This is a genomic window from Bradyrhizobium sp. BR 10261, from assembly GCF_019455395.1.
Taxonomy (GTDB): Bacteria; Pseudomonadota; Alphaproteobacteria; order Rhizobiales; family Xanthobacteraceae; genus Bradyrhizobium; species Bradyrhizobium manausense.
In genome coordinates this window covers 328,367-354,842 of the sequence record NZ_JACOFQ010000001.1, presented here as the reverse complement: position 1 = coordinate 354,842, position 26,476 = coordinate 328,367, and the positions used below count along the sequence as shown (strand labels likewise).

21 protein-coding genes are annotated in these 26,476 nt (G+C 63.8%); 10 read left to right on the top strand and 11 right to left on the bottom strand.

From position 1 onward, the window contains the following. Positions 1-51: 51 nt before the first annotated feature. The 7 genes from HYH07_RS01650 to HYH07_RS01620 are packed head-to-tail and all read left to right on the top strand — an operon-like array spanning position 52 to position 8,037. Positions 52-1,857 (top strand): gamma-glutamyltransferase family protein, encoded by a 1,806-nt coding sequence (locus HYH07_RS01650; protein WP_220000805.1) that lies wholly within the window; start codon positions 52-54, stop codon positions 1,855-1,857. Positions 1,858-1,866: 9 nt separating this feature from the next. Beyond that, a complete protein-coding gene (locus HYH07_RS01645) occupies positions 1,867-2,577 on the top strand; it encodes a DUF1028 domain-containing protein (RefSeq protein WP_220000804.1) in 711 nt (236 codons plus the stop codon). Beyond that, positions 2,574-3,557, top strand: coding sequence for an ABC transporter ATP-binding protein (locus HYH07_RS01640; RefSeq protein ID WP_220000803.1), 984 nt, complete (start codon positions 2,574-2,576; stop codon positions 3,555-3,557). The genes HYH07_RS01645 and HYH07_RS01640 overlap by 4 nt, the downstream gene beginning before the upstream one ends. Continuing rightward, complete coding sequence (locus tag HYH07_RS01635; protein ID WP_220000802.1) at positions 3,557-4,663, top strand: ABC transporter ATP-binding protein; 1,107 nt, start codon at positions 3,557-3,559, stop codon at positions 4,661-4,663. Before HYH07_RS01640 ends, HYH07_RS01635 begins: the two co-directional genes overlap by 1 nt. Before the next feature lie 22 nt (positions 4,664-4,685). Further along, the gene (locus HYH07_RS01630; RefSeq protein WP_220000801.1) at positions 4,686-6,194 is read left to right on the top strand and encodes an ABC transporter substrate-binding protein; all 1,509 of its coding nucleotides are present in this window, start codon (positions 4,686-4,688) and stop codon (positions 6,192-6,194) included. A gap of 10 nt (positions 6,195-6,204) precedes the next feature. Next, a complete protein-coding gene (locus HYH07_RS01625) occupies positions 6,205-7,146 on the top strand; it encodes an ABC transporter permease (protein WP_220000800.1) in 942 nt (313 codons plus the stop codon). 3 nt (positions 7,147-7,149) lie between these two features. Beyond that, positions 7,150-8,037: an ABC transporter permease gene (locus HYH07_RS01620; protein ID WP_220000799.1), complete on the top strand. Its 888-nt coding sequence runs from the start codon at positions 7,150-7,152 to the stop codon at positions 8,035-8,037. Positions 8,038-8,110: 73 nt separating this feature from the next. Here HYH07_RS01620 and HYH07_RS01615 read toward each other — a convergent pair whose 3' ends face one another. From HYH07_RS01615 to HYH07_RS01570, 10 genes are all read right to left on the bottom strand, one after another. Continuing rightward, positions 8,111-8,857, bottom strand: a complete 747-nt coding sequence (locus HYH07_RS01615) for a hypothetical protein (protein WP_220000798.1) — start codon at positions 8,855-8,857, stop codon at positions 8,111-8,113. Positions 8,858-8,865: 8 nt separating this feature from the next. Continuing rightward, on the bottom strand, positions 8,866-10,116 hold the full coding sequence (locus tag HYH07_RS01610) for an adenylate/guanylate cyclase domain-containing protein (protein ID WP_220000797.1): 1,251 nt from the start codon (positions 10,114-10,116) through the stop codon (positions 8,866-8,868). Further along, the gene (locus tag HYH07_RS01605; RefSeq protein ID WP_220000796.1) at positions 10,113-10,502 is read right to left on the bottom strand and encodes a response regulator; all 390 of its coding nucleotides are present in this window, start codon (positions 10,500-10,502) and stop codon (positions 10,113-10,115) included. Before HYH07_RS01605 ends, HYH07_RS01610 begins: the two co-directional genes overlap by 4 nt. Beyond that, the gene (locus tag HYH07_RS01600; RefSeq protein ID WP_220000795.1) at positions 10,499-12,544 is read right to left on the bottom strand and encodes a sensor histidine kinase; all 2,046 of its coding nucleotides are present in this window, start codon (positions 12,542-12,544) and stop codon (positions 10,499-10,501) included. The genes HYH07_RS01605 and HYH07_RS01600 overlap by 4 nt, the downstream gene beginning before the upstream one ends. Positions 12,545-12,598: 54 nt before the next feature. Further along, positions 12,599-13,579, bottom strand: a complete 981-nt coding sequence (locus tag HYH07_RS01595; protein WP_220000794.1) for an ABC transporter substrate-binding protein — start codon at positions 13,577-13,579, stop codon at positions 12,599-12,601. 114 nt (positions 13,580-13,693) lie between these two features. Then, positions 13,694-16,789, bottom strand: a complete 3,096-nt coding sequence (locus tag HYH07_RS01590; protein WP_220000793.1) for a MexW/MexI family multidrug efflux RND transporter permease subunit — start codon at positions 16,787-16,789, stop codon at positions 13,694-13,696. Between the two features lie 65 nt (positions 16,790-16,854). Continuing rightward, positions 16,855-18,048, bottom strand: coding sequence for an efflux RND transporter periplasmic adaptor subunit (locus HYH07_RS01585; protein ID WP_220000792.1), 1,194 nt, complete (start codon positions 18,046-18,048; stop codon positions 16,855-16,857). A 1-nt stretch (position 18,049) separates the two neighbouring features. Further along, complete coding sequence (locus HYH07_RS01580; RefSeq protein ID WP_220000791.1) at positions 18,050-18,751, bottom strand: TetR/AcrR family transcriptional regulator; 702 nt, start codon at positions 18,749-18,751, stop codon at positions 18,050-18,052. 144 nt (positions 18,752-18,895) lie between these two features. Next, entirely contained in the window at positions 18,896-19,486 is a 591-nt protein-coding gene (locus tag HYH07_RS01575; RefSeq protein WP_220000790.1) for a thiamine pyrophosphate-dependent enzyme, read from the bottom strand. After that, positions 19,483-20,040 carry a phosphonopyruvate decarboxylase gene (locus tag HYH07_RS01570; RefSeq protein ID WP_220000789.1) on the bottom strand — a complete coding sequence of 186 codons (558 nt, stop codon included), beginning with the start codon at positions 20,038-20,040 and terminating at the stop codon, positions 19,483-19,485. Before HYH07_RS01570 ends, HYH07_RS01575 begins: the two co-directional genes overlap by 4 nt. Before the next feature lie 106 nt (positions 20,041-20,146). On the opposite strand from HYH07_RS01570, the gene HYH07_RS01565 reads away from it, so the two are divergent. From HYH07_RS01565 to HYH07_RS01555, 3 genes are all read left to right on the top strand, one after another. Further along, on the top strand, positions 20,147-21,379 hold the full coding sequence (locus HYH07_RS01565; RefSeq protein WP_220000788.1) for a cytochrome P450: 1,233 nt from the start codon (positions 20,147-20,149) through the stop codon (positions 21,377-21,379). Positions 21,380-21,385: 6 nt separating this feature from the next. After that, positions 21,386-22,063 carry a potassium channel family protein gene (locus HYH07_RS01560; RefSeq protein ID WP_220000787.1) on the top strand — a complete coding sequence of 226 codons (678 nt, stop codon included), beginning with the start codon at positions 21,386-21,388 and terminating at the stop codon, positions 22,061-22,063. A 347-nt stretch (positions 22,064-22,410) separates the two neighbouring features. Continuing rightward, a complete protein-coding gene (locus HYH07_RS01555; RefSeq protein WP_220000786.1) occupies positions 22,411-25,203 on the top strand; it encodes a hypothetical protein in 2,793 nt (930 codons plus the stop codon). A gap of 66 nt (positions 25,204-25,269) precedes the next feature. On the opposite strand, the gene HYH07_RS01550 is transcribed toward HYH07_RS01555, so the two are convergent. Next, entirely contained in the window at positions 25,270-26,475 is a 1,206-nt protein-coding gene (locus tag HYH07_RS01550) for a hypothetical protein (protein ID WP_220000785.1), read from the bottom strand. Position 26,476 lies beyond the last annotated feature (1 nt).

The window sequence follows — 26,476 nt, the reverse complement described above, 5'->3', positions numbered from 1 at the left end:
CATCCCAGTGCCTGATGTGATCAATTGCGCGCGCCGTCAATGAGGTAGCCCATGGCCAGCATCGTCAATCCGGATCCCTTCACGACGCGTCCCGAGATCGAGGGCACGTTTGGGGTCGTCGCCTCGACCCACTGGATCGCGACCGCCGTCGGCATGGCCATCCTGGAAAAAGGCGGCAACGCGTTCGATGCCGGCGTCGCCACCGCCTTCACGCTGCAAGTCGTCGAGCCGCATCTGAATGGCCCCGGCGGCGATGTGCCTGTCATCGTCCACGACGTGAAGCGCGGCCGCACCGAGGTGATCTGCGGCCAGGGCCCGGCGCCGGCGCGCGCCACCATCGCGCATTACAAGAGCGAAGGCCTCGACATGGTGCCCGGCACCGGCCTGCTCGCGGCCTGTGTTCCCGGCACCTTCGAATCCTGGATGATGCTGCTGCGCGACTACGGCACCATGCGCGTGCGCGACGTGCTGGAGCCCGCGATTTCTTACGCCCGCGACGGCTACCCGCTGGTCGAGCGCGCCTGCGCGACGATCCAGACGGTCGAGCAATTGTTCCGCACGCACTGGCCAACGTCGGCCGCGGTCTATTTGCCGAACGGCGAGGTGCCGAAGCCCGGCACGATCTTCACCAACAAGACGCTGGCCGGGACCTACGCCCGCATCCTCAGCGAGGCCGAGAGCGGCGGCGGTCGTCGTGACGCCGAGATCGAGCGTGCGCGCAAGGCCTGGTCGCAAGGCTTCGTTGCGGAAGCCATCGACAAGTTCTGCCGGACGCGGGAGGTGATGGACGTCAGCGGCTCCCCGCATCGCGGGGTGCTCTCCGCCGACGACATGGCGCGCTGGCAGCCGACCGTCGAAGCGCCGCTGACTTACGATTACGGCCGTTACACCGTCTGCAAGGCCGGGGTCTGGAGCCAGGGCCCGGTGACGCTGCAGCAGCTCGCGCTGTTGAAGGGCTTTGCGCTCGACGGGCTCGATCCGACCGGACCGGAATTCATCCATCTCCAGATCGAATGCGCAAAACTCGCCTTCGCCGACCGCGAAAAATTCTACGGCGATCCGAAGTTCTCGAACATCCCGATCGCGACGCTGCTGTCGGATGCGTACAATGACGAGCGCCGCAAGCTCGTCACCGACAGGGCCTCGCTCGACTTCCGGCCCGGCACCGTCGAAGGCTTCGGCGGCGTGGTCAAGCTGCGCCGTGCCGAAGGGCAGCGCGAGGCGGTTGGCGCGCTCGGCGCTGGCGAACCGACCGTGGGACGCTTCGGCGAGGTGCGCGGCGATACCGTGCATTTCGACATCATCGACAAGGCCGGCAACATGGTGTCCTCGACGCCGTCGGGTGGCTGGCTGCAATCCTCGCCTGTTATCCCCGAGCTTGGCTTCTGCCTCGGCAGCCGCGCCCAGATGTTCTGGCTTGAGGAAAACCATCCCGGCTCGCTCGCGCCCGGCAAGCGGCCGCGCACCACGCTGTCGCCGACCATGGCACTGCGCGACGGCGAGCCGTATCTGGCCTGGGGTTCGCCCGGCGGCGATCAGCAGGACCAATGGATCACGCAGTTCTTCCTGCGCCACGTCCATTGCAATCTCAATCTCCAGGAGTCGATCGACGCGCCGGCCTGGCACTCCGAACATTTCCCGATCTCGTTCTGGCCGCGTACCGCGCGTCCCGGCGTGCTCGTGGTCGAGAACCGCGTGCCGAAAGCGACGATAGAGAATTTGCGCGAGCGCGGACATATCGTCGAGGTCGGCCCCGACTGGTCGGAAGGCCGCCTCACCGCGGCCTCGCGCGTCGGGGTGCGCCGCCGCGCCGCCGCCAATCCGCGCGGCATGCAGGGCTACGCCGCGGGACGCTGAAGGCAGCACATGACCTGGTCGATCATCGCGCGAGACCCTGCCACCGGCCAGTTCGGCATTGCGGTCGCAACCCGCTTCTTCGCCGTCGGCGCCCGCGTGCCCTACATTGCGGCCGGCCTCGGCGCCATCGCGACCCAGGCCTTCGTCAATCCTTATTACGGCATCGACGGCGTCAAGCTGCTGCGCGAAGGCCTCAACGCCGATGACGTGCTCGCCACGCTGCTCGCGACAGACGAGGGCCGCGAGAGCCGGCAAATCCATCTCATGGATGCAAGCGGTGCGATCGCCGCGCATACCGGACGCGACTGCGTCGATTGGTGCGGCCACATCGCCGGCAGCGGGTTCTCGATCGCCGGCAACATGCTCGCCGGCGCCGACGTGCTCGCCGAGACGGCGAAGACCTATATCGCCAATGACAGCCTGCCCTTCCCGCGCCGCCTGCTCGCAGCAATGCGCGGAGGCGAAGCCGCCGGCGGCGACAAGCGCGGCAAGCAATCGGCTGCGCTGCTGATCCATGGCGAGGAGGAATGGCCGGCGCTGGACATCCGCGCCGACGACCATCCCGATCCACTCGGGGAGCTCGAACGGCTCGAACGGGTCAGTCACGAGCTCTGGGTCCATTTCCGCCCGTCCATGCCGACCCGGAAGAACCCAGCCGGCAACACCGATCGCAGCGTCATCGAGGCCAGCATCGCCGCGGCGCGGGCGAGACAACCATGAGCCCTCTCATCGAGATCAGGGACCTTCGTATCCGCTTTCACGGCGACGACGGCCGTATCACCCACGCCGTCGACAGCGTCGATCTCAGCGTCGCCAATGGCGCGACGCTCGGTCTTGTCGGCGAATCCGGCTGCGGCAAGAGTGTGACGTCGCTGGCAATCATGGGCCTGCTGCCGAAGCAGACGACTGAGATTACTGGCGCGATCCGCTTCGACGGTTTTGACCTGCTGAAGACCCCGGACCAGACCCTGCGGGATCTCCGCGGCAACCGGCTCGCGATGATCTTTCAGGAGCCGATGACGTCGCTCAACCCGAGCTTTACGATCGGCGACCAGATCATCGAGACGATCCTGCGCCATCGCGGCGGCACGCGGAAAAGCGCACGTGAGCGGGCCATCGAGCTGCTGCGCCGCGTGCACATCCCCTCGCCCGAGCGACGCATTGACGAATATCCGCACAAGCTCTCCGGCGGCATGCGCCAGCGCGTGATGATCGCGATGGCGCTGGCCTGCGATCCGCAGCTCCTGATCGCGGACGAGCCGACCACTGCGCTGGACGTCACCTTGCAGGCGCAAATCCTGGAGCTGATGCGCGAGTTGAAGGCGGCGAGCGGCGCCGCCATCATCCTGATCACCCACGATCTCGGCGTCGTCGCAGAAGTCTGCGACGAGGTCGCGGTGATGTATGCCGGCGAGATCGTCGAGCGCGCGCCGGTCGACGAATTGTTTTCAGCGCCGCAGCATCCCTACACCGTGGGCCTGCTTGGCTCGATCCCGCGCCTCGACCATCGCGCCGAGCAGCTGGCGACCATCGAAGGCATGGTACCGAACATGGCGCAACCGCCCGCCGGCTGCCGCTTCGCCGCGCGCTGTCCGTTCGTGCTGGAGGCCTGCACCAGGGCGCCGCCGCAGCTGATAAACGTCAGCCCGAACCACGTCTCGCGCTGCATCCGCGCACCGCTCGAAGTTTTGGTGTCGTGATGGCGCTGCTCGAGGTCAACGGACTGGTCAAGCACTTCGTCGCCGAGCGCTCGCTGTTCGGCCGGGCGCGGGCGCATGTCAAGGCGGTCGATGGCGTGACGTTCTCCCTCGAGGCCGGCAAGACTCTCGCCCTGGTCGGTGAATCCGGTTGCGGCAAATCCACTGTTAGCCGTCTGGTCCTGCGGCTGATCGAGCCGGATGCAGGCAGCGTGCGGTTCGACGGCCGCGATCTGCTCTCGCTCGATGCCGATGCGCTGCGCAAATTCCGCCGCGAGGCGCAAATCATCTTTCAGGACCCTTACGCCTCGCTCAATCCGCGCATGACGGTTGCGCAGATCCTGACCGAACCGCTGGCGCTGCACGATCTCGTTCCACCGGCGCAGCGGCCACAGCGCGTCGCGGAGCTGCTGCGGCTGGTCGGGCTCGAGCCGCGACTGGCCCGGCGCTATCCGCACGAATTCTCCGGCGGCCAGCGCCAACGCATCGCGATTGCACGCGCGCTCGCGGTCGAGCCGAAGCTGATCATCTGCGACGAGCCGGTCTCGGCGCTCGACGTCTCGATCCGTTCGCAGATCTTGAACCTGCTGCGCGAGCTTCAGGACAGGCTTGGCCTCGCCTACATCTTCGTCTCGCATGACCTCGCCGTGGTCAAACACATCGCCGACCGCGTCGCGGTGATGAATCTCGGCTGCATCGTCGAAGAGGCCGACGCAGACGAATTGTTCGCCCAGCCCCGTCACCCCTATAGCCGCGCTCTGCTGTCGGCGATCCCGCTGCCCCAGCCTCACGCCAAGCGGGCGAAGGTCGTGCTGCAAGGCGAGATCCCGAGCGCGCTCAATCCGCCGGCGGGTTGCCGCTTCCACACCCGCTGCCCGTTCGTGATCGACCGCTGCCGCACCTCAGCGCCAGCGCTGGTGGCCGACGGCGCGGGCCACGCCACAGCCTGCCACCGCGTCAGCGAGCTGCCCCCGGCCGACGCGATACTGCCCGCAGCGGCCGGATTTTCGCCGGCACTGGCAAAATTAGTCGCGGCCTTCAGCCGAAAGACGGAAGGCGCGAACCCGGCCGGTGTTGGTATACAGAGTGCAAGGCCACCAACGACGTAGCCGGAGCAATGGGGACTGTCCGATGAAGATGTTTCGCCTGGCCGCGACGGCTGCCGTCGCCCTGCTGACGCTTGGAGCCGCGCAGGCCCAGACCACGCTGCGGATTGGGCTTGCCGAGGACCCTGATATTCTCGATCCCACCATGGCGCGGACCTATGTCGGCCGGATCGTGTTCGCCGCCTTCTGCGACAAGCTGTTCGACATCGACGAGAAGCTGAACATCGTGCCGCAGCTCGCGCTGTCGAGCGAGACCGTCGATGATGGCAAGGGCCTCATCATCAAACTTCGGCCCGGCGTGAAATTCCACGACGGCGAGGCGCTCGATGCGGACGCCGCCAAATTCTCGCTGGAGCGTCACCTGACTCTCCCCGGCTCGTTCCGCAAGCCGGAGCTCGCCTCGGTCGACCACATCGATGTCGTCGATCCCCTCACCATCAAGCTGGTGCTGAAGTCGCCGTTCTCACCGCTGCTCGCCCAGCTCACCGATCGTGCCGGCATGATGGTGTCGCCGAAGGCGGCAAAGGAAGCCGGCGACAAGTTCGGCCTGCACCCGGTTTGCGCCGGTCCCTACAAATTCGTCGAGCGCGTGCAGCAGGATCGCATCGTGTTCGAGAAGTTCGCCGACTACTGGAACAAGGACAACGTCTTTATCGATCGGATCGTGTTCCAGCCCATCGTCGACGCCACCGTGCGGCTCGCGAATTTGAAATCGGGCGGCCTCGATCTGATCGAGCGCGTACTCGCCACCGATCTCAAGGAGGTGCGTAGCGATTCACGGCTGAAGGTCGCGACCGCCATCGAGCTCGGCTATCAGGGCATCACGCTGAACATCGGCAAGGACAAGGCCAAGGGCCCGCTCAGCCAGTCCGCCAAGGTGCGGCAGGCGCTTGACCTTGCCATCGACCGCGAGGCGATCAACCAGGTCGTCTTCAACGGCGAGTTCCAGGTCGGCAATCAATGGGTCAATCCTGATCATCCCTACTATCAGAAATCCCTTCCGGTCAGTGCCCGCGACGTGGAGAAGGCCAAGGCCCTGCTGAAGGAAGCCGGCGTGAAGCCGCCGGTCAGCGTCGATTTCCTGGTGCCGAAGGGCGCGGAAAACGAAACACCGGCGCAGATGATCCAGTCAATGGCCGCAGAAGCCGGCTTCGACATGAAGATCCGGGTGACCGAGTTTGCAACCGGGCTCAAGCAGGCCGAGGCCGGCGATTTTCAGGCCTTCTGGCTCGCCTGGAGCGGCCGCATCGACCCCGACGGCAACACCGTCGTCTTCCTGCACAGCAACGCGCCTCAGAATTACAGCGACTGGAACAATGCGCAGGCCGACAAGGCCCTGGAGGACGCGCGGCTCGTGACCGATCCGGCCAAGCGCAAGGCCGACTACGAAATCCTGGCCAAGCTGGTCCAGGACGAAGAGCCCATCCTCTATCTCTACCATCGCCGCATCATCATTGCGCACACCACCAAGCTCGAGGGTTACAAGCAGATGCCCGACGGCCTCGTGCGCGTCGTCGGCCTCAAGCTGAAGTGACGCCAAACGGATGCTGAACTTCCTCGCCCGCCGGCTTGCGCAGATCGTCCCGACGCTGTTCTTCGTGTCGGTGCTGATCTTCTCGCTGCAGCAATTGCTGCCGGGCGATCCCGCCCTGGTGATGGCGGGCGAAGAACGCGATCCTGCCGTGATCGAGCAAATCCGGCACCAATACCGGCTCGATCAACCCGTCCCCGTGCAATACGTCTACTGGATCAAGGGCGTCCTTGTCGGCGACTTCGGCGAATCCCTTCGCAACAAGATGCCGGTGCGCGAGCTGATCGCGCAAAAGCTGCCGGTGACGCTGCAGCTCGGCGCCATGGCCATCATCATCGCCTTCCTGATCGGCATCCCCGCCGGCATCGTCGCGGCCGTGAAGAAGGGAACGGCCTGGGACTACGGCGCCAATTTCTTTGCGCTGTGGGGCATCTCGACGCCGAACTTCTGGCTCGGCATCATGTTGATCTTCCTGTTCTCGATCGAGCTCGGCTGGCTGCCGGCCTCCGGCTATGTGCCGCTGACCGAGAACTGGCGCGCGAGCCTGGCCGCCACCATCATGCCGGCCTTCGTGCTCGGCAACGCGATTGCCGCGATCCTGATGCGGCATACCCGTAGCGCCATGCTGCAGGTGCTGGAGAGCGATTATGTACGCACGGCGCGCGCGAAAGGCCTGTCCGAGCGCTCGGTGATTCTCAAGCATGCGATGCGCAATGCGCTCACCCCCATCATCACGCTCGGCGCGCTCGAGCTCGGCACGCTCCTGTCCGGCGCGGTGCTCACCGAGCAGATCTTCTCCATTCCCGGCTTCGGCAAGCTGATCGTCGACGCCGTGTTCAACCGCGATTATGCCGTCGTGCAGGGCGTGGTGCTGGTGACCGCCACGGTCTACATCACGCTCAATCTGGTCGCCGACCTCGCCTATATCCTCGTCAATCCGCGGCTGAGGGGCTAGGCCATGACCGACGCCGTGCTCACGACCACCCCCATCACTGATACCAGCGAGCTGGACAGCCCGGCGCGCCGGGCGCGGCGTCGCCTGTTCAAGCGCAAGGCGGCGGTTGCGGGCCTTGTGGTCCTCATCATTTTCATCCTGCTCGCGCTGCTGGCGCCTCTGCTCGTGCCCTATGATCCCGTCGCAACGAACTGGAGCCTGGTGCGCAAGCCGCCGACAGCTGCGCACTGGTTCGGCACCGACGAGCTCGGCCGCGACATCCTGAGCCGCGTCATCTATGGCGCCCGCGCCTCATTGCTGGCCGGCCTGATCTCGGTTGCGATCGCGCTCGGCATCGGCGTTCCTCTTGGCCTGGTCTCCGGCTATCGTGGCGGATTCGTCGATGCGCTGATCAGCCGGATCACCGATGCGATGCTCGCCTGTCCATTCCTGATCCTGGCCATTGCGCTGGCCGCGTTCCTCGGCCCGAGCCTCGGCAATGCCATGATCGCAATCGGCATCTCGGCGACGCCGGTCTTCATCCGCCTCACCCGTGGCCAGGTGCTGAGCGTCAAGGCCGAGGACTATGTCGAGGCAGCTCGCGCGCTCGGCAATCCGCCCTGGCGGATCGCGCTCTCGCACATCCTGCCGAACATCCTGCCCGCGCTGCTGGTCCAGGCGACGCTGTCGATCGCCGCAGCGATCATCGCGGAAGCCGCCCTGTCGTTCCTTGGGCTCGGCCAGCAGCCGCCGTCGCCGTCCTGGGGCAGCATGCTGAATGCGGCGCAACGCTTCCTGACCCAGGCGCCCTGGATGGCGATCTGGCCGGGGCTTGCGATCTTCCTCGTGGTGCTCTCACTGAACCTGCTCGGCGACGGCCTGCGCGATGCGCTGGATCCGCGGCAGCGCTGAGGCAGTAACATAGCGGAAAGTCAGCTTCGTTCACCTCTCCCGCAGGGAGAGGTGAAGAACGAGCGTCGACAGCTCAGATCACGACCTCACGCATCACCCGGCGACAATCCATCTCATATTCCAGGTCGACCACCGGCGGCCGCGCAAAGTGCCAGGTGAGGCCCGAGCGCAGCGCGCCGCGCCGTACCAGCTCGTCGACCAGCGCATGATGGAAGTCGTGCACGGAATAGGCCTGGACGCCGGTGGTGTCCTTCCAGCCGAAACCGAATGCCGCCATCCGGTTCTCCATCTGCGAGGTCGTCGTGAAGCGCACCTTCTCGCGCAGGCCTTCCCGACTGAGGTCGCGATAGCGCACGGTACGTTCGACATAGGTGCCGCTGCCTTCGCGCGCCTCGGCGCCACCGGCGATCACGAAGGACGGCGCCTTCGAAATCGTCGGACGCGTAAACGAGAATGCATAGAATGACGGCTCCGCGGGCGGATCGATTTCCGGACAGACATTGCTGCGTGCCACCGGATTAGTGCTGCCGTCGAAGATGCCCCACTCCGACAGTGTCTTCACATAATGCAGGTTGAAGGCGCGAAAGCCCTCCTCGCTGAAGGCCGCCGGCGAGCGCAACTCGCAGGCGCAGAAAGCCGTCAGCGGACGTCCTTGCGCCTGGATGTAGTTTGCAGCCAGCGCAAACCCGTCGGCCAGCGGCACCAGGCGATCGAACCTGACGCGCTCGATCTCATAGCCGTCGTCGGCAGCAGCACCAGCAGAATACTGGAACACGGAGGGGATGAACCGGTAATTTCCGGCGGAGAATTCACGCGTCATGTCGAACCCTAATCCAGCTGGATGCGAATGCCTTTGGCGCCGTTGAGCAGGCGTCTCAAGTGAAAGCCGGCGAGCGGATCGTCGGCGTGCATGCCGACCAGCGCGGCGAAGGCCGGCATCGCCGCGGCGTCGCCCGCCTCCATCCTGGCAAATGCCTCTGCATATTGTGCCGTCGCGGGCGCATCGAACTTGTCCTGCGGCAGTGGCTCGAACGCGCGCAGCGGTTCGCTGCGTCCGCGCAGCATCAAATCGCCGACCGGGCGCCCCTGAAAGTTCGACGCGCCCGCGGCGACACTGGAGCTGACGCAGATGCGAGTGCCGAGTTGCTTGTTGGCGGCCTCCAGCCGCGCTGCGATATTGATCGTGTCCCCATAGGCGGTGTAGTCGAAGAAACGGTTGCCGCCGAAATTGCCGACCAGTGCGGCCCCTGCGTGAATACCGATGCGGGTGGTGCCGAAATTCACGCCTCTGGCCTTCTGACGCACGCAAAACTCCTGCGCCCAACGGTCGAGTTCATGCGCGCAGGCGACCGCACGCGTCGCATAATCGGGTTGATCGCCCGGCGCATTGAACAGCACGTGGATCGCATCGCCGATGATCTTGGCAACCGTCCCCTCATGCGCGAAGATCACTTCGGTCGTCCCACCGACATATTCGTTGAGGAGCGCGCCCAGTGTCTCGGGTGCCGCGCTCTCGACCAGCGATGTGAACCCGGTGATATCAGTGAATATGACGGCGACATCGCGCCATTGCACCTCGATACCCTCGCTGTCGCCGCCTGCCGCCAGGCGTTTGGCGAGCTCGGGAGAGAAGTGGCGCGACAGCGCGGCGTGGGCCCTTTCGGCTTCCGCCTGACGGCGCCGCACCTCGCGCAGCATCTCGATGTGGCGCAGTGTCTTCTCGATCGTGGTTTCGAGGTCGACGAAGTCGATCGGCTTGGTGAGAAAGTCGAACGCGCCGCGGTTCATGGCGGTGCGGATATTGCGCATATCACCGTAGGCCGAGACGATGATGGTCGACTTCTTGTCCTCGGCTTCCTGCAGCTTCTGCAAGAGCGACAGCCCGTCCATCCTGGGCATGTTGATGTCCGAGACCACCATGTCGACATGCGGGTTCTGCTCGAGCGACTCCAGCGCCTCGATACCGTCGCGTGCGAACATGATGGCGAGAAGCCCGTCACGGATCTTCCTGCGGAATTTCTGCAGGATCAGCGCCTCGAGATCTGGCTCATCGTCGACGAAGAGGATGGTCGGGGTCATGCCGCCTGCTCGAGCCTCGTGTCGATCTGCTGGCGCAGCTGCGCGAAGTCGATCGGCTTGGTGAGGAGCCCGCTGGCACCGCGCTCGATCGCCTTGCGATGCGTCTCGGCATCGCCGTAGGCCGTGATCATGATCACAGGAACATCCGGATGCTCGGCGCGCACCCTGGGCAGCATATCAAGCCCGCTCATGCCGGGCATGTTGATGTCGGACAGGATCAGGATCAGCGAGGGATCGCGCACCTCGGCGGCACGCTTCAGCGCATCGGGCGCAGAGGGTGCGAACTCCATCTGGAAACGGCCGGCACGCAGGTCGCGCCGGAATTGCTGCCGGAACAGCGCCTCGACATCGGGCTCGTCATCGACGACCAGGATGTAAACGTTCACGTCTTGCCTCCGGAAGTGCCGCTTGCCGCCATTGCGCGCGGCAGGGTGACGATGAATTCGGTGAAGGCACCGGGTGTGGTGTTCACGTCGATCGTGCCGCCGTGCTGCTTCACGACGATGTCGTGGCTCATGGACAGGCCAAGCCCGGTCCCCTCGCCTGCCGGCTTGGTGGTGAAGAAGGGATTGAACATCCTCTCCTTCACGTCCTGCGGAATACCCGTGCCGTTGTCGCGGATCCGGATCTCGACCTTGTCGCCAAGACTTCTTGTCGTGGCGCTCAAAGTCGGCTCGAAGCCGTCGGCAGCGCTCTCCTTGCGCTTGGCCGCCGCATAGAAGCCATTGGAGATCAGGTTGAGAAAGACGCGCGTGATCTCCTGCGGGTAGATGTCAGCCATGCCGGCGGTCGGATCGAAGTCGCGCTTGAGCGTGATGTTGAAACCGGGTTTTTCGGCGCGCGCGCCATGATAGGCCAGGTTGAGGCTTTCCTCGACGACGGCGTTGATGTCGACCGCACGATGCTCGCCGGACCCTTCGCGCGAATGCAGGAGCATATTCTTGACGATGGAATCGGCACGCTTGCCGTGCTGAGTGACCTTCTCGAGATTGCCCTTGAGCATATGGGCGAGCTCGTCGACCTCTTCCCTGGTCTTGGCATCAAGCGACGCTGCTTGCAGGACCTCGTTGAGCTCGTCGATCAGCTCGGTCGATACAGAGGAGAAGTTGTTGACGAAATTGAGCGGGTTCTTGATCTCGTGCGCGATCCCCGCGGTGAGCTGGCCGAGCGAAGCGAGCTTCTCGGTCTGGATCAAACGGTCCTGAACCGCGCGCAGATCGTTGAGAGATTGTTTCAGTTCTGCGGTCCGCCGCTCGACCTTGTTCTCGAGGTCGGCGTAGGATTCCTGCAAGCGCGAGCCCATGTCGTTGAACTGGTCCGCGAGCCCTTCCAGCTCGTCGCCGGTCTTGATCGAGATGCGCTGGGAGAAATCGCCGCCGCCCATCCGCTCGGCGCCGCTACGCAGTGCCTGGATCGGGCCGACCATGCGGCGCGCCAGGAAAATCCCCGCCAGCACCGCGAAGATCGACGCAGCGAGCAGCACGATCGCGAGCCGCTGCAGCGAGGCGTAAAGCGAGGCATAGGCCTCCTCGACCGGCAGCTCGACGAACATGGTCCAGTGCAGCGGCTCGATCGGGGCCGAGGCGGTCAGAACTTTCTGGCCCTGGATGTTGACCGCCTCCTGAAGCGCATCGGGCATAACGCCGCCGCCGGCCTGCGCTGCGCGGACCTGTGCGAGGCCCGACATGTCAGTATTGCGCAGCACGAGGCTGATGTCGGGATGCGCGATCAGCCGCCCTTCGGGGCCGACCACATAGGCGTGCCCACGCTGGCCGACCTTGATCTGGGAGACGACGTCCCAGATGAGCTTCAAATTGACTTCCGCGATGCTGACCCCGGCATCCTTCCTGGCGCCGGCCAGCGCCAGAGTCATGTAGGGCTCCGACTCGCGGCGAAAATACACCGGTCCGTAATAGACCTTGTGCGCGACGGCTTCGGTGAATTTCGGATCGCTCGACAGATCGATGCCGCTTTCGATCGCGTCCATCGCCAGCCGCGAGACGCGCAGCCGCTCTTTGCCGGTCGAATCCAGCTGCGCGAGCTCGGTGATCGCAGGCACCTGACGCAGCAGCCGCAGCGCATCGAAGCGGCGCGGCTCGATCGAACCCGCAGACCAGGGCAGCTGCGTGGTCCAGCCGAGCTGGCTCTCGATCTCCTTGATGAACTGGCTGATCTTGGCGGCCGCCGCCTCGGCCTGCTCGTGCTGGACCCGGATCAGGGCGGCCTTGTGTTCCCTGTAGTAGAACAAGACCTCGAACAGGCCATTGGTCAGCAGGGCGACCGCGACCACGGCCACAAACAGCGCGACATATTTGGTGAACAGGCGGGTCCTGATCCCTCGCCCCGTCGTGGCGGACCCGGCACCGCTCCCGGCCGTGCTCGGCAGGGTCCTGGTCTGCGGGGTGTCGGGATGGACGGAAATGCTCATTTCCCCGAGCCTAGCAAGAAGGCCGCACCTTGTCTCCCGCCGCGGGGGGCAAGGTTACTCGATGACCTCGTCGGCAAGTGCAAGCAAGGTCGGGGGAATTTCAAGGCCGGTTGCCTTGGCCGTCTTCAGATTGATCACCAGGGGATAGCGCGTCGGCTGCTCGAATGGCAGATCGCCGGGATTGGCCCCGTTGAAAATGCGGGCGACGAGGGCGGCCGCCCGCTCGAAGGATTCCAGCACATCCGCTCCGTAAGACATCAGCCCTCCGTCGCGAGCGAGATCGGCATTTTCGTAGATCGCCGGCAGTTTCCGGTGGACGGCAAACTCGTACACGCGCTTGCGGTTGAGAATGGTCAGTGCATCGGCCACCATCAGGATGCCGTCCGGCGGATCGGCATTCATCACGGAGAAAGCCTCTTCGAAATCGTCGGGTTCGCGGACGCCTAACGCCTGCACGGACAGCCCGAGCGCCTGTGCAGCCTTCGCGGACGCCTGGTAGCGCATTGTCATGCCGAGGTCGTCCTTGTTCCAGAGCATTGCGACCTTGGTCAATTTCGGCGACATGTCCTTGAGCAGCGACAGCCGCTTGGCGCTGAGTGTCGCTGCGACGTCCGAAATCCCGGTGATTTTGCCGCCTGGATGCGCCAGGCTCTCGATCAGCCTGGTCTCGACGGGATCACCGATGCCACTGGCCGCCACTGTGGGAATGTCGGCCGCTTTGGCCGCCATTGCTGTCGGATAGCCAATGATCACGACGGCATCGACTTTCGCAACCTTCAGCTCTGCAATCAGCGCGGGGAGCTTCGCGACGTCGCCCGCCGCCCCGCGCGGTTCAATGGCCAAGTTCTGGCCAAGCTTGAAACCGCGCTCGCCGAGCACCTTGATCAGGATCTTGCCGCCAGGACTGGTCTCCGTGATCGGCGCGATCGGCGTCAGCGTGCCCAGACGGAACGTCCTGTCGCTCTGAGCCGCGGCCGAGCACGGCCCCAACAGCGGGACACAGCCGAGCCCTGCCAGGAATTCGCGCCGCCTCATCACGTCTCCCTTGCCCCTTGGCGCAATAGCGCGCCGCTCAAGTCTAGCACGGGACAAGAAAAAAGCGGCAATGGCGATGGCCATTGCCGCCTTGCAATCTTCGTTCGGCCGACCTCAGGTCGGCCGTAGCGCCTTGGCGTTGAGGTCGAGCTCGTTGACCTGCTTGGTGCGCTCGGAATCGGCGGCCGCACGATGGTCGGTCGCCAGCACGACGTAAACCGCGGGTAGGACAAAGAGCGTGAACAGCGTGCCGATCGACATGCCGGCGACGACCACGAGGCCGATCGAGAAGCGGCTGGCTGCGCCGGCGCCGGTCGCAGTCAGCAGCGGGATCAGGCCGGTCACCATCGCAGCCGTGGTCATCAAGATCGGCCGCAGACGGATGCGGGCCGACATTTCGATGGCCGATCGGCGGTCCAGCCGTTCATTCACCTGGAGCTCGTTGGCGAACTCCACCATCAGGATGCCGTGCTTGGTGATCAGGCCGACCAGGGTGAGCAGACCGACCTGGGTGTAGATGTTCATGGTCGCCACGCCGAAGAACAGCGGGATCAATGCACCGACGATCGCCATCGGCACCGAGATCATGATCACCAGCGGATCACGCAAGCTCTCGAACTGAGCGGCCAGCACCAGGAAGATAATGATCAGCGCGAACCCGAAGGTGATCGCGAGCTGATTGCCTTCCTGCACATACTGTCTGGAATCCGCGAGATAGTCGTGGCTGAAGCCTTGCGGCAGCTTCTTGGCCTCGCTCTCGAGGAAGTCAACCGCGGCGCCGACGGTCACGCCGGGCATCGGCACGGCCGAGAACGTCGCCGAGTTGAGCTGATTGTAGTGCGTCAGCGAGTTCGGGTCAGTCTTGGTCTGGATCGAGACCACGGTCGACAGCGGGAGCTGTTGGCCGGTGCTGGTCGTCACATAGTAACCGCCAAGCGATTCCGGCGACAGCCTGTTGGCGCGCGGCACCTGCGGGATGACCTGGTAGGATCGGCCCTCGAGATTGAAGCGATTGATGTAGTTGCCGCCGAGCAGAACCGCGAGCGTGCTGCCGAGGTTCTGCATGTTGACGCCGAGATCCTGTGCCTTGTTACGGTCGATCGTGACCACAACGCTCGGCTGGTTAAAGGCGAGGTCGCTGTCGGAAACGATGAACATGCCGCTCTTGCGCGCAGCGTCCTTCAGCCTCTCCATCTGCTCAAAGACGGTCTGGTAGCTCGCGGTGGAATTGATGACCATCTGCACCGGCAGACCGCCCGGACCACCCGGCAGCGGCGGCAGGTTGAACGCGAACGCCTGCACGCCCTCGATCTTGGAGAGCTCGGCCTGCACCAGCGGCTTCAGCGCGATCGACGATCGCTTGCGCTCTTCCCAGGGCTTGAGCAGCATGCCGGCGATGCCGCCCTGCGGGCCATTGATGCCGTTCAGTACGAAGCGCAGATCGGTCTCCGGGAAGCTCTGAAACTTCTTGTCGAGCTTGTCGCCGTAGAAATCGACATAGTCGATATTGGCGTATTTCGGCGCCTTGGTCACTGCGAACACGATGCCCTGGTCTTCCTCGGGTGCCAGCTCCTTCGAGGTGTGCATATAGAGGAAGCCGACGAGCCCGAGGATCGTGATTGCGAACAGGCCGGTGATCGCCTTGTAATCGAGCGACCGGTCGAGCCTGCGGCCATACCAGCGCGTCAGTGCGCCGAACACCTTGTTGACCAGCTTGGCGAAGCGGCCTTCTTCGGTGTTCTTCAGCAGCACCGAGCACATCATCGGCGACAGGGTCAGCGCAATCACGCCCGATACGATCACCGAGCCTGCGAGCGTGAAGGCGAATTCCCGGAACAGCGAACCGGTGAGACCGCCGAGGAAGCCGATCGGGGCATAGACCGCGGCCAGCGTGATGGTCATCGATACGACAGGACCGACGATCTCGCGCGCGCCTTCGAGCGCCGCCTGCACCGGCGTCTTTCCTTCCTCGAGATGTCGATGAATGTTCTCCACCACCACGATGGCGTCGTCGACCACGAGGCCGATCGCGAGCACCATCGCGAGCAAGGTCAGCAGATTGAAGCTGAAGCCCAGCGCCAGCATCAGGGTACAGACGCCGATCATCGACAACGGGATGGTGACGACAGGAATGATGACCGAACGCAGCGAGGCCAGGAACAGGAAGATCACCACGATCACGATGATCACGGCTTCGCCAAGCGTCTTCTCCACCTCGTCGATCGAGGATTGGATGAACTTGGTCGAGTCATAGGCAACCTTCATCTTCATCGACGGCGGCAGGTTGCGCTCGAGCTCCGGGAACAGCGCCCTTACACCCTTGACCAGCGTCAGCGGATTGCCCTGCGGCGTCGCGTTCACACCGATGAAGATCGCATGCTCCCCGTTGAAGGCAACACTCGCGTCGGTGCTCTGCGCTGCAAGCTCGACCGTGGCGATGTCCTCCATCCGGACGAAGCCACCGTCCTTGGCCTTCACGATCATCTTCCTGAACTGGTTGACGTCCGTCAGGCTGGTGTTCGTCGAGATGTTGGAAACGATGAGATAGCCCTTGGTCTGGCCCGCCGCGGACTGGAAGTTGTTGGCCGTGATTGCGGCCGCAACATCCGCCGGCGACACACTGCGGCCGGCCATCTTCACGGGATCAAGCCAGAGCCGCATCGCAAAGGTCTGGCCACCAAGAATGTCGGCCGAGGCGACGCCGTCGACGGTCGACAGCACCGGCTGCACCACGCGCGTCAAATAGTCCGAGATCGCCGAGCCCGACAGTTCCTCCGAGGAGAAGCCGAGATACATCACGGCCGTGGTCTGGCCTGTGGTCTTGGTGACGATCGGGTCGTTCGATTCCTTTGGAATCAGGTACTTGACCGAGTTCGTCTTGGCCAGCACCTCGGTAAGCGCCTGGTTCGGGTCGAAATTCAGCTTGATGTAGACCTGGATCGTCGAGGTGCCGAGCACCGAGGACGAGGTCATGTAGTCCACGCCCTCGGCCGAGGCGACCGCCTGCTCGATCGGCGTCGTGATGAAGCCCTGGATCAGATCCGCGGACGCGCCGGGATAGACGGTCGTGATGTTGATGACCGTGTTCGACAGCTTCGGGTACTGCCGGATCGGCAGCACCATCGCCGCGCGCAGGCCGATCAGCAGGATCAACAGGCTGACGACGACCGACAGAACCGGGCGCTTGATGAAAATATCAGTAAAGGCCATCGCGGCGATCTCGACTTCTATGTCTCAAGAGACGTGATCCGGCCGGGCCGGATCACGCGAATGTATCAGTAGCGCGGCGGCTGCGCCGGGATCGGCGGAGCCGGGTCAGTCGAAATTGCGACAGCGGCGCCCGACTGCAGCTTGAGCTGGCCGACGGCGACGACCTTGTCGCCCGCCTTCACGCCCTTGATGATTTCGACGCGACCGTTGACCCGATTGCCGGTCTGCACGAAGGTGCGCACTGCGCTCAGCGTCGTCTTGCCGTCCTCGCCCTGCTTCTCGGTGATCATGAACACGGAGTCGCCGTACAGCGTATAGTCGACGGCCGTTTCCGGAACGGTGATCACGGCCGGCTTGTCCGGCAGCACCACCGTGGTGGTCACGAACATGCCCGGCTTCAGGATCTTCTCCGGGTTGGCGATCGTCGCCTGCACGCGAATGTTGCGGGTGTCGGTGGCGATCTGCGGCTCGATCGTGGTGATCTTGCCATCGAAGGTGCGCCCCGGATAGGCATCGACCTTCAGCCGGACCGGCTGGCCAACCTTGAGGTTGCCCGAGTCCTTTTCCGTCACCGTAAAGTTGGCCCACAGCTCCGACAGATCGGTCAGCGAAACGATTGCCGTGCCGGCGGTGAGGTATTGTCCGACCTCGACCTTGCGGACACCGAGATCGCCGGAGAACGGCGCGCGCACCAGCTTCTGCGAGATCAGTGCTTCGGTCTTGGCGATGCCTGCCATCGCCTGATCGTAAGAGGCCTGCGCCTGATCGACCGTCGCCTGCGGGCCGAACTGACGCGAAGCCAGCTGCTTGGCGCGGTCCAGCGAGAGCTGCGCGACGGTTGCCTGCGCCTTGTAATTTGCCAGGTCGCCCTGCTCGGGGGCGTCGAACAGCTGCACCAGCGGCGTGCCGGCCTCAACATGGGTGCCGGGCTCGAACTTGATCTCGGTGACGCGGCCATTGACGTCCGCGGTGACGTCGACCTGGTGCACTGCGGCGAGGCCGCCCACCGCAGTGAGCAGGTTCGGTACCACCTCCGACTTCGCTTCGGCCGCGCTGACCATGGTCGGCGGCGGCTTGTTGTTGGCGAAGAACTGCTTGATCATCTGGCCACGGAAATAATTGAACCAGACGAGACCACCGACGAGCACGCCGAGAAGCGTGCCGACGATGATGAACCAGAGCACCGGCCGAACCGGGCGCTTGGGGGCCTTGCTGTCGATCGGTTCGCCCGAAATCTTGTGTTCGGCTACGATGTTCATGTCATGCGCTCTCTGCAATCGCCGTCTTGTCCGCACCCGGGGCCAATTGATGGCCCAGATGCGAAGCAATTGCGGCGTCGTTAAGTCCGATGCCTCTCAGGAGAAACTCACAAAGCTGCCGCTCCAGATCGTTCGCCGCGCCATAGGCGAGACAATGCACCGAAGGCAGCCTGGTCAGTGCGGCGGTCATCACCGTATGATGCGCAAACCAGAACAGGTTGAGCGGTTCGCCACCACAGGCCCGCGCATCCCCGGCGGCGACGGCGCGTTCCAGCGAGGCGACGAAAACCGCTCCGATCAGCATCTTGATCTTTTCATATAGCAAACGAGCGAATTCGCCATCATCCAGATGGCTGGTGGCCATCAGTCGCAGCCGCTGGGCCTCTTCCTGGTCGGGGCCGTCGGCGATCTCCAGGAAATGCTGGACCATGCCGCGGATCAGCTCGACCAGGGTGGCCGTCGATGGCTCCCGCTCGAGCAGGTCCATCAGCGCCGGGTCCGCCTCGCACTCGTCGCTGAGGATTTCGGCATAAAGCGCCGCCTTGGATGGGAAATGCTTGAAGAGCAGCGCCTCGGAAATGGCAGCAGCGGCCGCTACGCTCTTGGTCGTGGTGCCGTTATAGCCATGTCGGGCAAAGCAGCGCTTTGCGGCTCCGAGGATCAATTGACGCCTCAGGTCGCTCGTCATACGCAATGTGCTCATGCTAGTGAGTAAGCACTCACCCACGCAAAAGTCAAGCCGGATGGTGCGGCGCAACCTAAATGGGCGGGAACTGTTGGAAATTGGTCACAGATTACCTCCGCGGGGAGAGCGTCGCCCACGAGGGACCAGATTCAGGGGCCGGGGTCAGATCGGCTGAAAGCCGAGCTCGCCACGGATCCGATTGACGATGTAAGTCCCGTCCCGGCTCGGCAGGATCCGTTCGACGTTGGCGCTGTCGATCTTCACATTGGCAAAGCGCGGCCCTGCCGAGAGGTCGTGGATGGCCTTGGCGAAGGCTTCGACCTCAGCCATGGTCGAGATTGCCCGGCTATCGGCAATGCCGCAGGCCCTGGCGACGCCGACCAAGTCGGCGGCAGCCGAGGTATGGCTGGTCTGGCCGCCGGTCTCGCCATAGGCTTCGTTGTCGAGCACGACGATTGAGAGATTGGACGGCTTCTGCACGCCGATGGTGGCAAGGCTGCCCATGCCCATCAGCATCTCGCCGTCGCCGGTAATGACCAGCACCGGCAATTTCGGTTGCGCCAGCGCGAGCCCCAGCCCGATCATCGCGGCGCCGCCCATGCCGCCCCAGAGATAGAAGTTGCGGGCATGATCGCCCGCGGCCGTGATGTCGTTGGTGGAGGCACCGAGGCCACCGATCGCGACCACGTCCTTGCGATCAGCCAGCAGCGCGGAGACCACCTTTCGGCGGTCGAGGAGATTAGCCTTGCTCATTTGGTGAAGACCTTGGCGCCGATCAGGCGCTGCGACAGCAGGACGGCGGTGGGCGTGAGCGCGTTGTACGCCTGCGCCGCGGCGGCTTCGAGCACAGCCGGCACCTCGGCTGCGTTCGAGGCACGCAGCACCTTGATGCCGGAGAGTTCGAGCACGCCCTGCGTGGTCGAGCCCATCGGCACCTGCCACGGATTGAACTCGCCCCACTCGCCGCGCATGGTCACGAGGCTGAGGAACGGAAAGCGCAGGATCGGGATCAGCGACAGCATGTTGATGCAATTGCCGACGCCGCTCGACTGCATCAGCAGCACGCCGCGCTGGCCGCCGGTCCAGGCACCGGCGAGCAGCGCCACGCCCTCCTCTTCCGTGGTCAGGGGAATGCCGCGCATCGTGGACGTGGCCAGCACGCGCTCGATCAGCCTGGAATGGCCGGCATCGGGCACGTAAGGCACCTGCCGGACGTCGAAGCGTTGCAGGGTCGCGAAAATGTCGTCGGGCCAAAGAGTCTTTGACTCCGGCGCCGTCGTGTCGGCAGCGTCAGCGCGGGCGTGCATTTTTCTGTCCGGTCGGCTAGCAAATCACGGCGAGACTGTAGACGGTGATCCGCACGGCTCGAAAGAGCGAAAATGGCATATCGGTCTCATCAGGCGAGTATGGCGGATGAACGCAAGTGCGAAAGAATTGGCGGCCAGTTTCGATCTGGCGAAGCTGACCAGCGAATTCTACGACGATCCCTACCCGACCTATCGTGCACTGCGGGAGAACGAACCGGTCAAGCGGCTTGCGAGCGGCACCGTGTTCCTGACGCGCTATGACGACCTCGTCACCACCTACAAGAACACAAGATCGTTCAGCTCGGACAAGAAGCGCGAGTTCGCGCCGAAATACGGCGACACGCCGCTCTACGAGCATCACACCACCAGCCTCGTCTTCAACGATCCGCCCGCCCACACCCGCGTGCGGCGTCTGATCATGGGCGCGCTGTCGCCGCGCGCGATCGCCGGCATGGAGGGCGACCTCGTCAAGCTGGTCGACGGCCTGCTCGATGCCATCGCCGCCAAGGGCTATTGCGAGCTGATCGAGGATTTCGCGGCCTCGATCCCGATCGAGGTGATCGGCAATCTGCTCAACGTGCCCCATGACGAACGCGCGCCGCTGCGCGACTGGTCGCTGGCAATCCTGGGCGCGCTCGAGCCGGTCGTGACAGCCGAGGCGGCCGCACGCGGCAACAAGGCTGTGACGGATTTCCTCGCCTATCTCGAAACGCTGGTCGCGCGGCGGCGGCAAAAGCCGGGCAATCCTGACCGTGACGTGCTGACACGCCTGATCCAAGGAGAAGGCAGCGCCGAGGAGAACGGCGAGCGGCTGACCGAAAAGGAGCTGCTGCACAATTGCATCTTCCTGCTCAATGCCGGCCACGAGACTACGACCAATCTGATCGGGAACGGCCTCGTCGCGCTCGACCGGTATCCCGACCAGAAGCAGCGGCTGATCGATAATCCTGACATGATCAAGACTGCGGTCGAGGAGATCCTCCGCTACGAAAGCTCGAACCAGCTCGGCAATCGCATGACCACCGAGAAGGTCGAGCTCGGCGGCGTCATGCTCGAAGCCGGCACGTCGGTGACGCTGTGCATTGGCGCGGCCAACCGCGACCCCGCGCAGTTTCCCGATCCTGAACGCTTCGACGTCGGGCGCACGCCGAACCGGCATCTTGCCTTCGCCACCGGTGCGCATCAATGCGCCGGCATGGCGCTGGCACGGCTCGAAGGCGCAATCGCGATCTCGCGTTTTCTGGCGCGCTTCCCGGACTATGCCCTGAACGGCCAGCCGGTGCGCGGCGGCCGGGTGCGGTTTCGCGGCTTCCTGAGCGTCCCCTGCTCGATCGGCTGAGGCGTCATGACCATCGATCAATTGCGCGAACGCTGGGCCGATCCTGCCCTCACGGTGCTGACCGTGCTGATGGTGATCATGATGTTCGTGATCGCGCCATTGCAGGCGCTGGGGCTGTTCGCATTCCAGGTGTCCGAACTCGTGCTGGCGCTGCTGCTCGTCGTCGGCATCTTCGTGATATCAGGCAGCCCCATCGCGGTGTTCGGCATGCTGATCGCGCTCGGCATGATCGTGACAGGCGCGATCTTGCGGATCAGATCTCCATCCATCCTCGACCTCAATCTGTTTGCCGGCTCCTGGTTCATCGTGGGAACGACGATGGCCTGGGCGGTGGCGCGGCAGACCTTTGCGCCTGGGCGCGTCACCTATCATCGGGTGATCGGTGCCGTGCTGCTGTATCTCACGGTCGCCGTGATCTTCGCGGCACTCTACACTTTCATCGGCTCGCTCGACCCGGCCGCCTTTGTCAGCATGAAGGTGGAGGACAGTCCGAGCCTTGCGAGCGAGGTCATCTATTTCAGCTTCGCGACGATGACCACGACCGGATATGGCGACGTCGCGCCGCTGCACCCGGTCGCGCGCAGCCTGTGCAACATGGAAGCCATTTTCGGCCAGCTCTATCCGGCGACGCTGCTGGCGCGCCTCGTCACGCTCGAAATCGAGCATCGCAGGCAGGACTCCTGAATCACCACTCCTGAATCACCACTCCTGCATCACCGCCGCCGACCCAAAAAGGCGAAAACAACCCCATGCACAGTAGACGGCGCGTTGATCGACGATAACCGATGGGTACACAGAACCACTTGATACGCCAGAGCAAATCGGCAGCATCGCGCACAACGACGTGATCGGGACATTGCGACCCCGACAGCTCCCGCTCAACCTTCGGTGCAACCTGCTTGCCTGTGCGACTGGCTATCGCGAGATGGCGGCATGGAGTAGAATTCGTTGACAACGACGCCAGGCGCGAGTGCGCACACCATTGAGCTCCGTCACAGGGTGGCGGGCGCCTCAAGCAGGAGGGATGGCAGATGGCAGATGAAGTTGCTCGCGGACCGGGCGATTCAGCGAAGTGGCATCCCAGCAAATATGCGCTCTGGAGCCAGCGCTGGGGTGATGCGTCCAACGAACCAACCTCTATCTTGCTGCGTCATCCGACGGCTCCGTTTCTGTCGACCGTCCCGGCAATTGATAACTCCAATATGCAGCGTGTCGGCAATGAATACCTCGAAGCGGTGAGCGCGAACCGCGAGATCGATCCGCCAATCGATCTCCCGCCGGTGTTCGCAACCGACGCGCAGGAGTTCTTCAAGCCCGGTTCGGGCTTCATCCGGTGGTTGCCCCTTGGCTGGCCTCCCCCAAGGCCTGACGGCGACGACAACCAAGCCGGCGACCCGTTCGTGTCGTTCCGAGTTGAGCGTAGGCGGGCACATGAACTTGTCGATCAGACCGTGATTCTGGTGGCCTCCGAGTGGATTCCTGACAAGCTCAAACCGCCCGGCCATTTCCTGGGCTCCGGGTTCGGCATCCGCGTGGTTGCGCATGTGCGGCCGAGCAACGGAGAATATGAAATCCGCATCACCGGAATGACCGCGTCACTTCCGTTCGGTCCTTACAGCACCGTCAAAGTATTCGATTTGGTGAAGGACGAACAATTCGCGCCGATCTTCGACGAGGTCAGGCTTGCGGACGTCAAGACCCAGATGTCCGAGCAGCTTGGTTTGAGAAATCAATCCGTCTCCATTCGGGGCGTCCGGATCGCCACCACATCCGACGGAAAAACACCGCTTGTCCAGTGGCAAGCCACGAGCAAGCCCGACACGACGGGCGGCCGAACAAGGACTACACCCTATTCGTTCGTGTTCGCGGGGACGCCGAAAGAGGCCGGGGCTCTTGTCAGCAAGGTTGAGCTCGTCGCCGACGCGGTGACGCCTGGACACGCGTGGGTGTTTCCGCTTGATCCTGCGTCGCAGGAGGCGCCAACCGGCCTTCGCGAACGGCGTCCGACACGCACCGAAGAAGCACTCGAGCACTATCGCGATAATGAGGCAATCACCGCAAATCAGGCGGATCCGTTGATTTACAAACTAGCCGGGTCCATCGAAGAAGAGGTGTTGGTTTGCCCCGGATTTGTTCTTGCCGACGGTCCTCCCCCTCCCCCTCACCCGGGGGATCCGAAGACGGTCGACCTGCCCGACACGTCGACACCTCTCGTTCGATCGAACGACTTCTCGGCAATCAGCGCCTACAACAATGTCAGGCAATTCTTCCAGCGGCTCGATGGCTACGGAATAAGTCCAGCTTCGTACTTTCGGATCAGCAGCCTGCCGCTCAAAGTCTTTTATCGCTCGGGAGTGAGGCCGGGACCGGGCAAGGACGGGCAGACCGTCAATGCGCGTGTTCTTCCGGAGGGCTGGCAGGTCGACTACGTCGGACCGACCAAGCTCGGCGATCGTCCGATCCTGCAACTGCATTTGGCGCTGGCCGACCTTTCGACCCGTGCACGCAAGCCGTGGGACGGAAAAAAGCGCTCGCCGGCTGAGCCGCTTGGCATTGCGGCCGACGCGCGCTGGATCTGGCACGAGATCGGGCATGTGCTCTTGATGTGCTCGATCGGGGAGCTGGAATTCCGCTTCGCCCACAGCGCCGGGGATGCGCTCGCGGCGATCGTCTCGGACCCGCAGTCGCAGCTGGCCGGAGATGCCAATTGGCGCGGCGCCACGTTCCCGTGGGTGTTTACGCCGCGTCGCCACGACCGATGCGTGTCGCATGGATGGAGCTGGGGCGGTTCGTTGCACTATGCGATGTCCCAGGTGCCCGATTCAACGCCGCCCCGACGCAAGGGCTACTGGACCGAGCAGATTCTTTCATCATCGCTGTTCCGGCTGTACCGCGCTATTGGCGGGGATACGAAGGTAGTGGGAACGCCAAACCAGCCTGACCAGTCCGCCCGCGAGTCGGCTTCGCATTATTCCGTCTATCTCATTATGAGGGCGATTCAGATTCTGCCGACATCGACCACCGTACTGGCCAACGAGCCGGATCAGCTCGTCTCCGCGCTGATCGACGCCGACATCGGCACCATTCGCTGGGATGTTAACTTTACGGTGACCTTTCCGCCGCCCCCTTACAACACTCAACCGCTCTCGTTCCACAGGATCGGTGGCTGTGTGCACAAGGTCATTCGCTGGGCGTTCGAAGTCCAGGGCCTGTACGCCGTTGCCGGAACGATCACCAACGCGCCAGGCCTTCCGCCGCCGGTCGACCTCTACATTCTGGACCGGCGGCCACTTTCGGAAGCTTCGCCCTACGGCGATATCGCGTATGGGCCTGGCAGCTACAATCCGGTCTCGCTCGATTGGGATCGCCACCAGTCCGGCTCAGATGCTCCGCCCTTGTGGCAGGCCGACCAAGGCGCCATCGTCGTGTCGGGCGGCAATATTTCCGTGAAGGTCGGAAACCGCGGCAGGCAACAAGCAACGAATGTCGTAGTCACCGCCTGGTGGCACGCATGGCCCGGTGGCGGTCCTCCGCCGGAATGGAATGATAACGCACCAGGGCCCACGACATGGACACCTTGCACCCCGTCGACAGTCCCCAGCCAAACCATCGCCCCGGGGGTGCCGCCTGTCGAATTTCATTTCACGTTCAACCCACCGTCACCCGGCACCCGCTATCTGGTGCTGGCTATCGCAACCTGCGGGGACGATGCCGCCAACACGGACCCAATGACGTCGTTCCCGTGCAGCCAATTGCCCACGGCACTCATTGACCTCGTACCCAATGACAACAACCTTGGTCTCATCGTCGTCGGCGACGCCTAGCGGCAGACCGATGGTATGGCGTGCGCGTCGTTGTTCAGGTCGCCGAGCAGAACCGACAAGGCCCGGTCAGGGCCACTTGGTCGGCCACTCGGCGGTTGCGTGGGCGAGCACCGAGCTTAGCGTCGGACAATTGATACGGCTTGTCGTCGTGTCGTGCAGCAGCGCTCGCCAAATCCCGGCTGCAATGTGACGACTTCCGGCCGAGTCGGAAGCATAGTGAACGCCGAGACGTTCGCGGTTCTTGGCGAGACGCTCCCCAAGCCAAAGCAGCGGCGATGTGAGTTCGCCGCGCCCCATCAAGGGGTTTGCCGAGGGTATTAAGGCCGGCACGGGCGGCGGTGGCGCCAAAGGCCCACCGCCGCCCGTGCCGATCGGGGCGCCGTTGAGGGTCGCGGCAATTTCGAAGCTATTGGCGGTCAAGCCGGCGGCCAATACATAATAGGTTGTTCCGCTGGCAAGCGGCGCGGGAAGCGGCTGGCCGCCGGGGATGGGCTGAAAAGTAATCGGATCTCCAGCGTTCAGACCGTGCGCCGTCAACACGCTCAAGGTGACGACGGCGGGGTTGGCGAGCGAGATTGTCACGGCCGGATAGGGGTCGACCACCTGTCCCGGCTTTCCATCGTATGGAGCGACGAACATGCCATAGCGCTGGCGAAGCGCCGGTATTTCCAGAAGCAGAAGCGCGACGAAATGACCGATGAAGGAATGCCCGCTGGTAAACGAGGGATGGGCGGGAGGACCGAACGGAGGCGCCAGGCCTGGGCATAACGTCGATGGGCGAACGCGCCTGAATTGCTGCTTGTAATAAAAATATGCGACGTTACCGATGGCGTATCCGCAGTTGACGAGCTCCATTGTCCACGGGCGCCGTGATTCACTTGTATCGATGAAGGACGTAATGTAGCCGGCGCTGCCATCCGCCTGTTCGATGATTTCGGCCATATAGCGATCGCGATCGTCCTGCATCAACATTTGCAGTTGTTCGATTTCGCCGAGGATCGAGTTGAAGGCCGCGCGCTTCGCCGCGATCCATCCGGGGCCTGTGGCGGTGGGGTACGCGTTGGGATCTTGAGGATTCAACCGTGGATCGGGCTGCCACGCCAGATCGAGGCTCTCCAGCCAGTTTCTCGCCAGCAGGTCAGCCCGACCGAATTGCCATTGACGCGGCTGGCCGCCGAATTCCCGCGCCACCATGATTGACGGTCGAGAGGGATCGACGGCCTTCAGCCATTCAGTGAGATGACGGTCGTACGGAAGCGTCCAGAACCGCAAT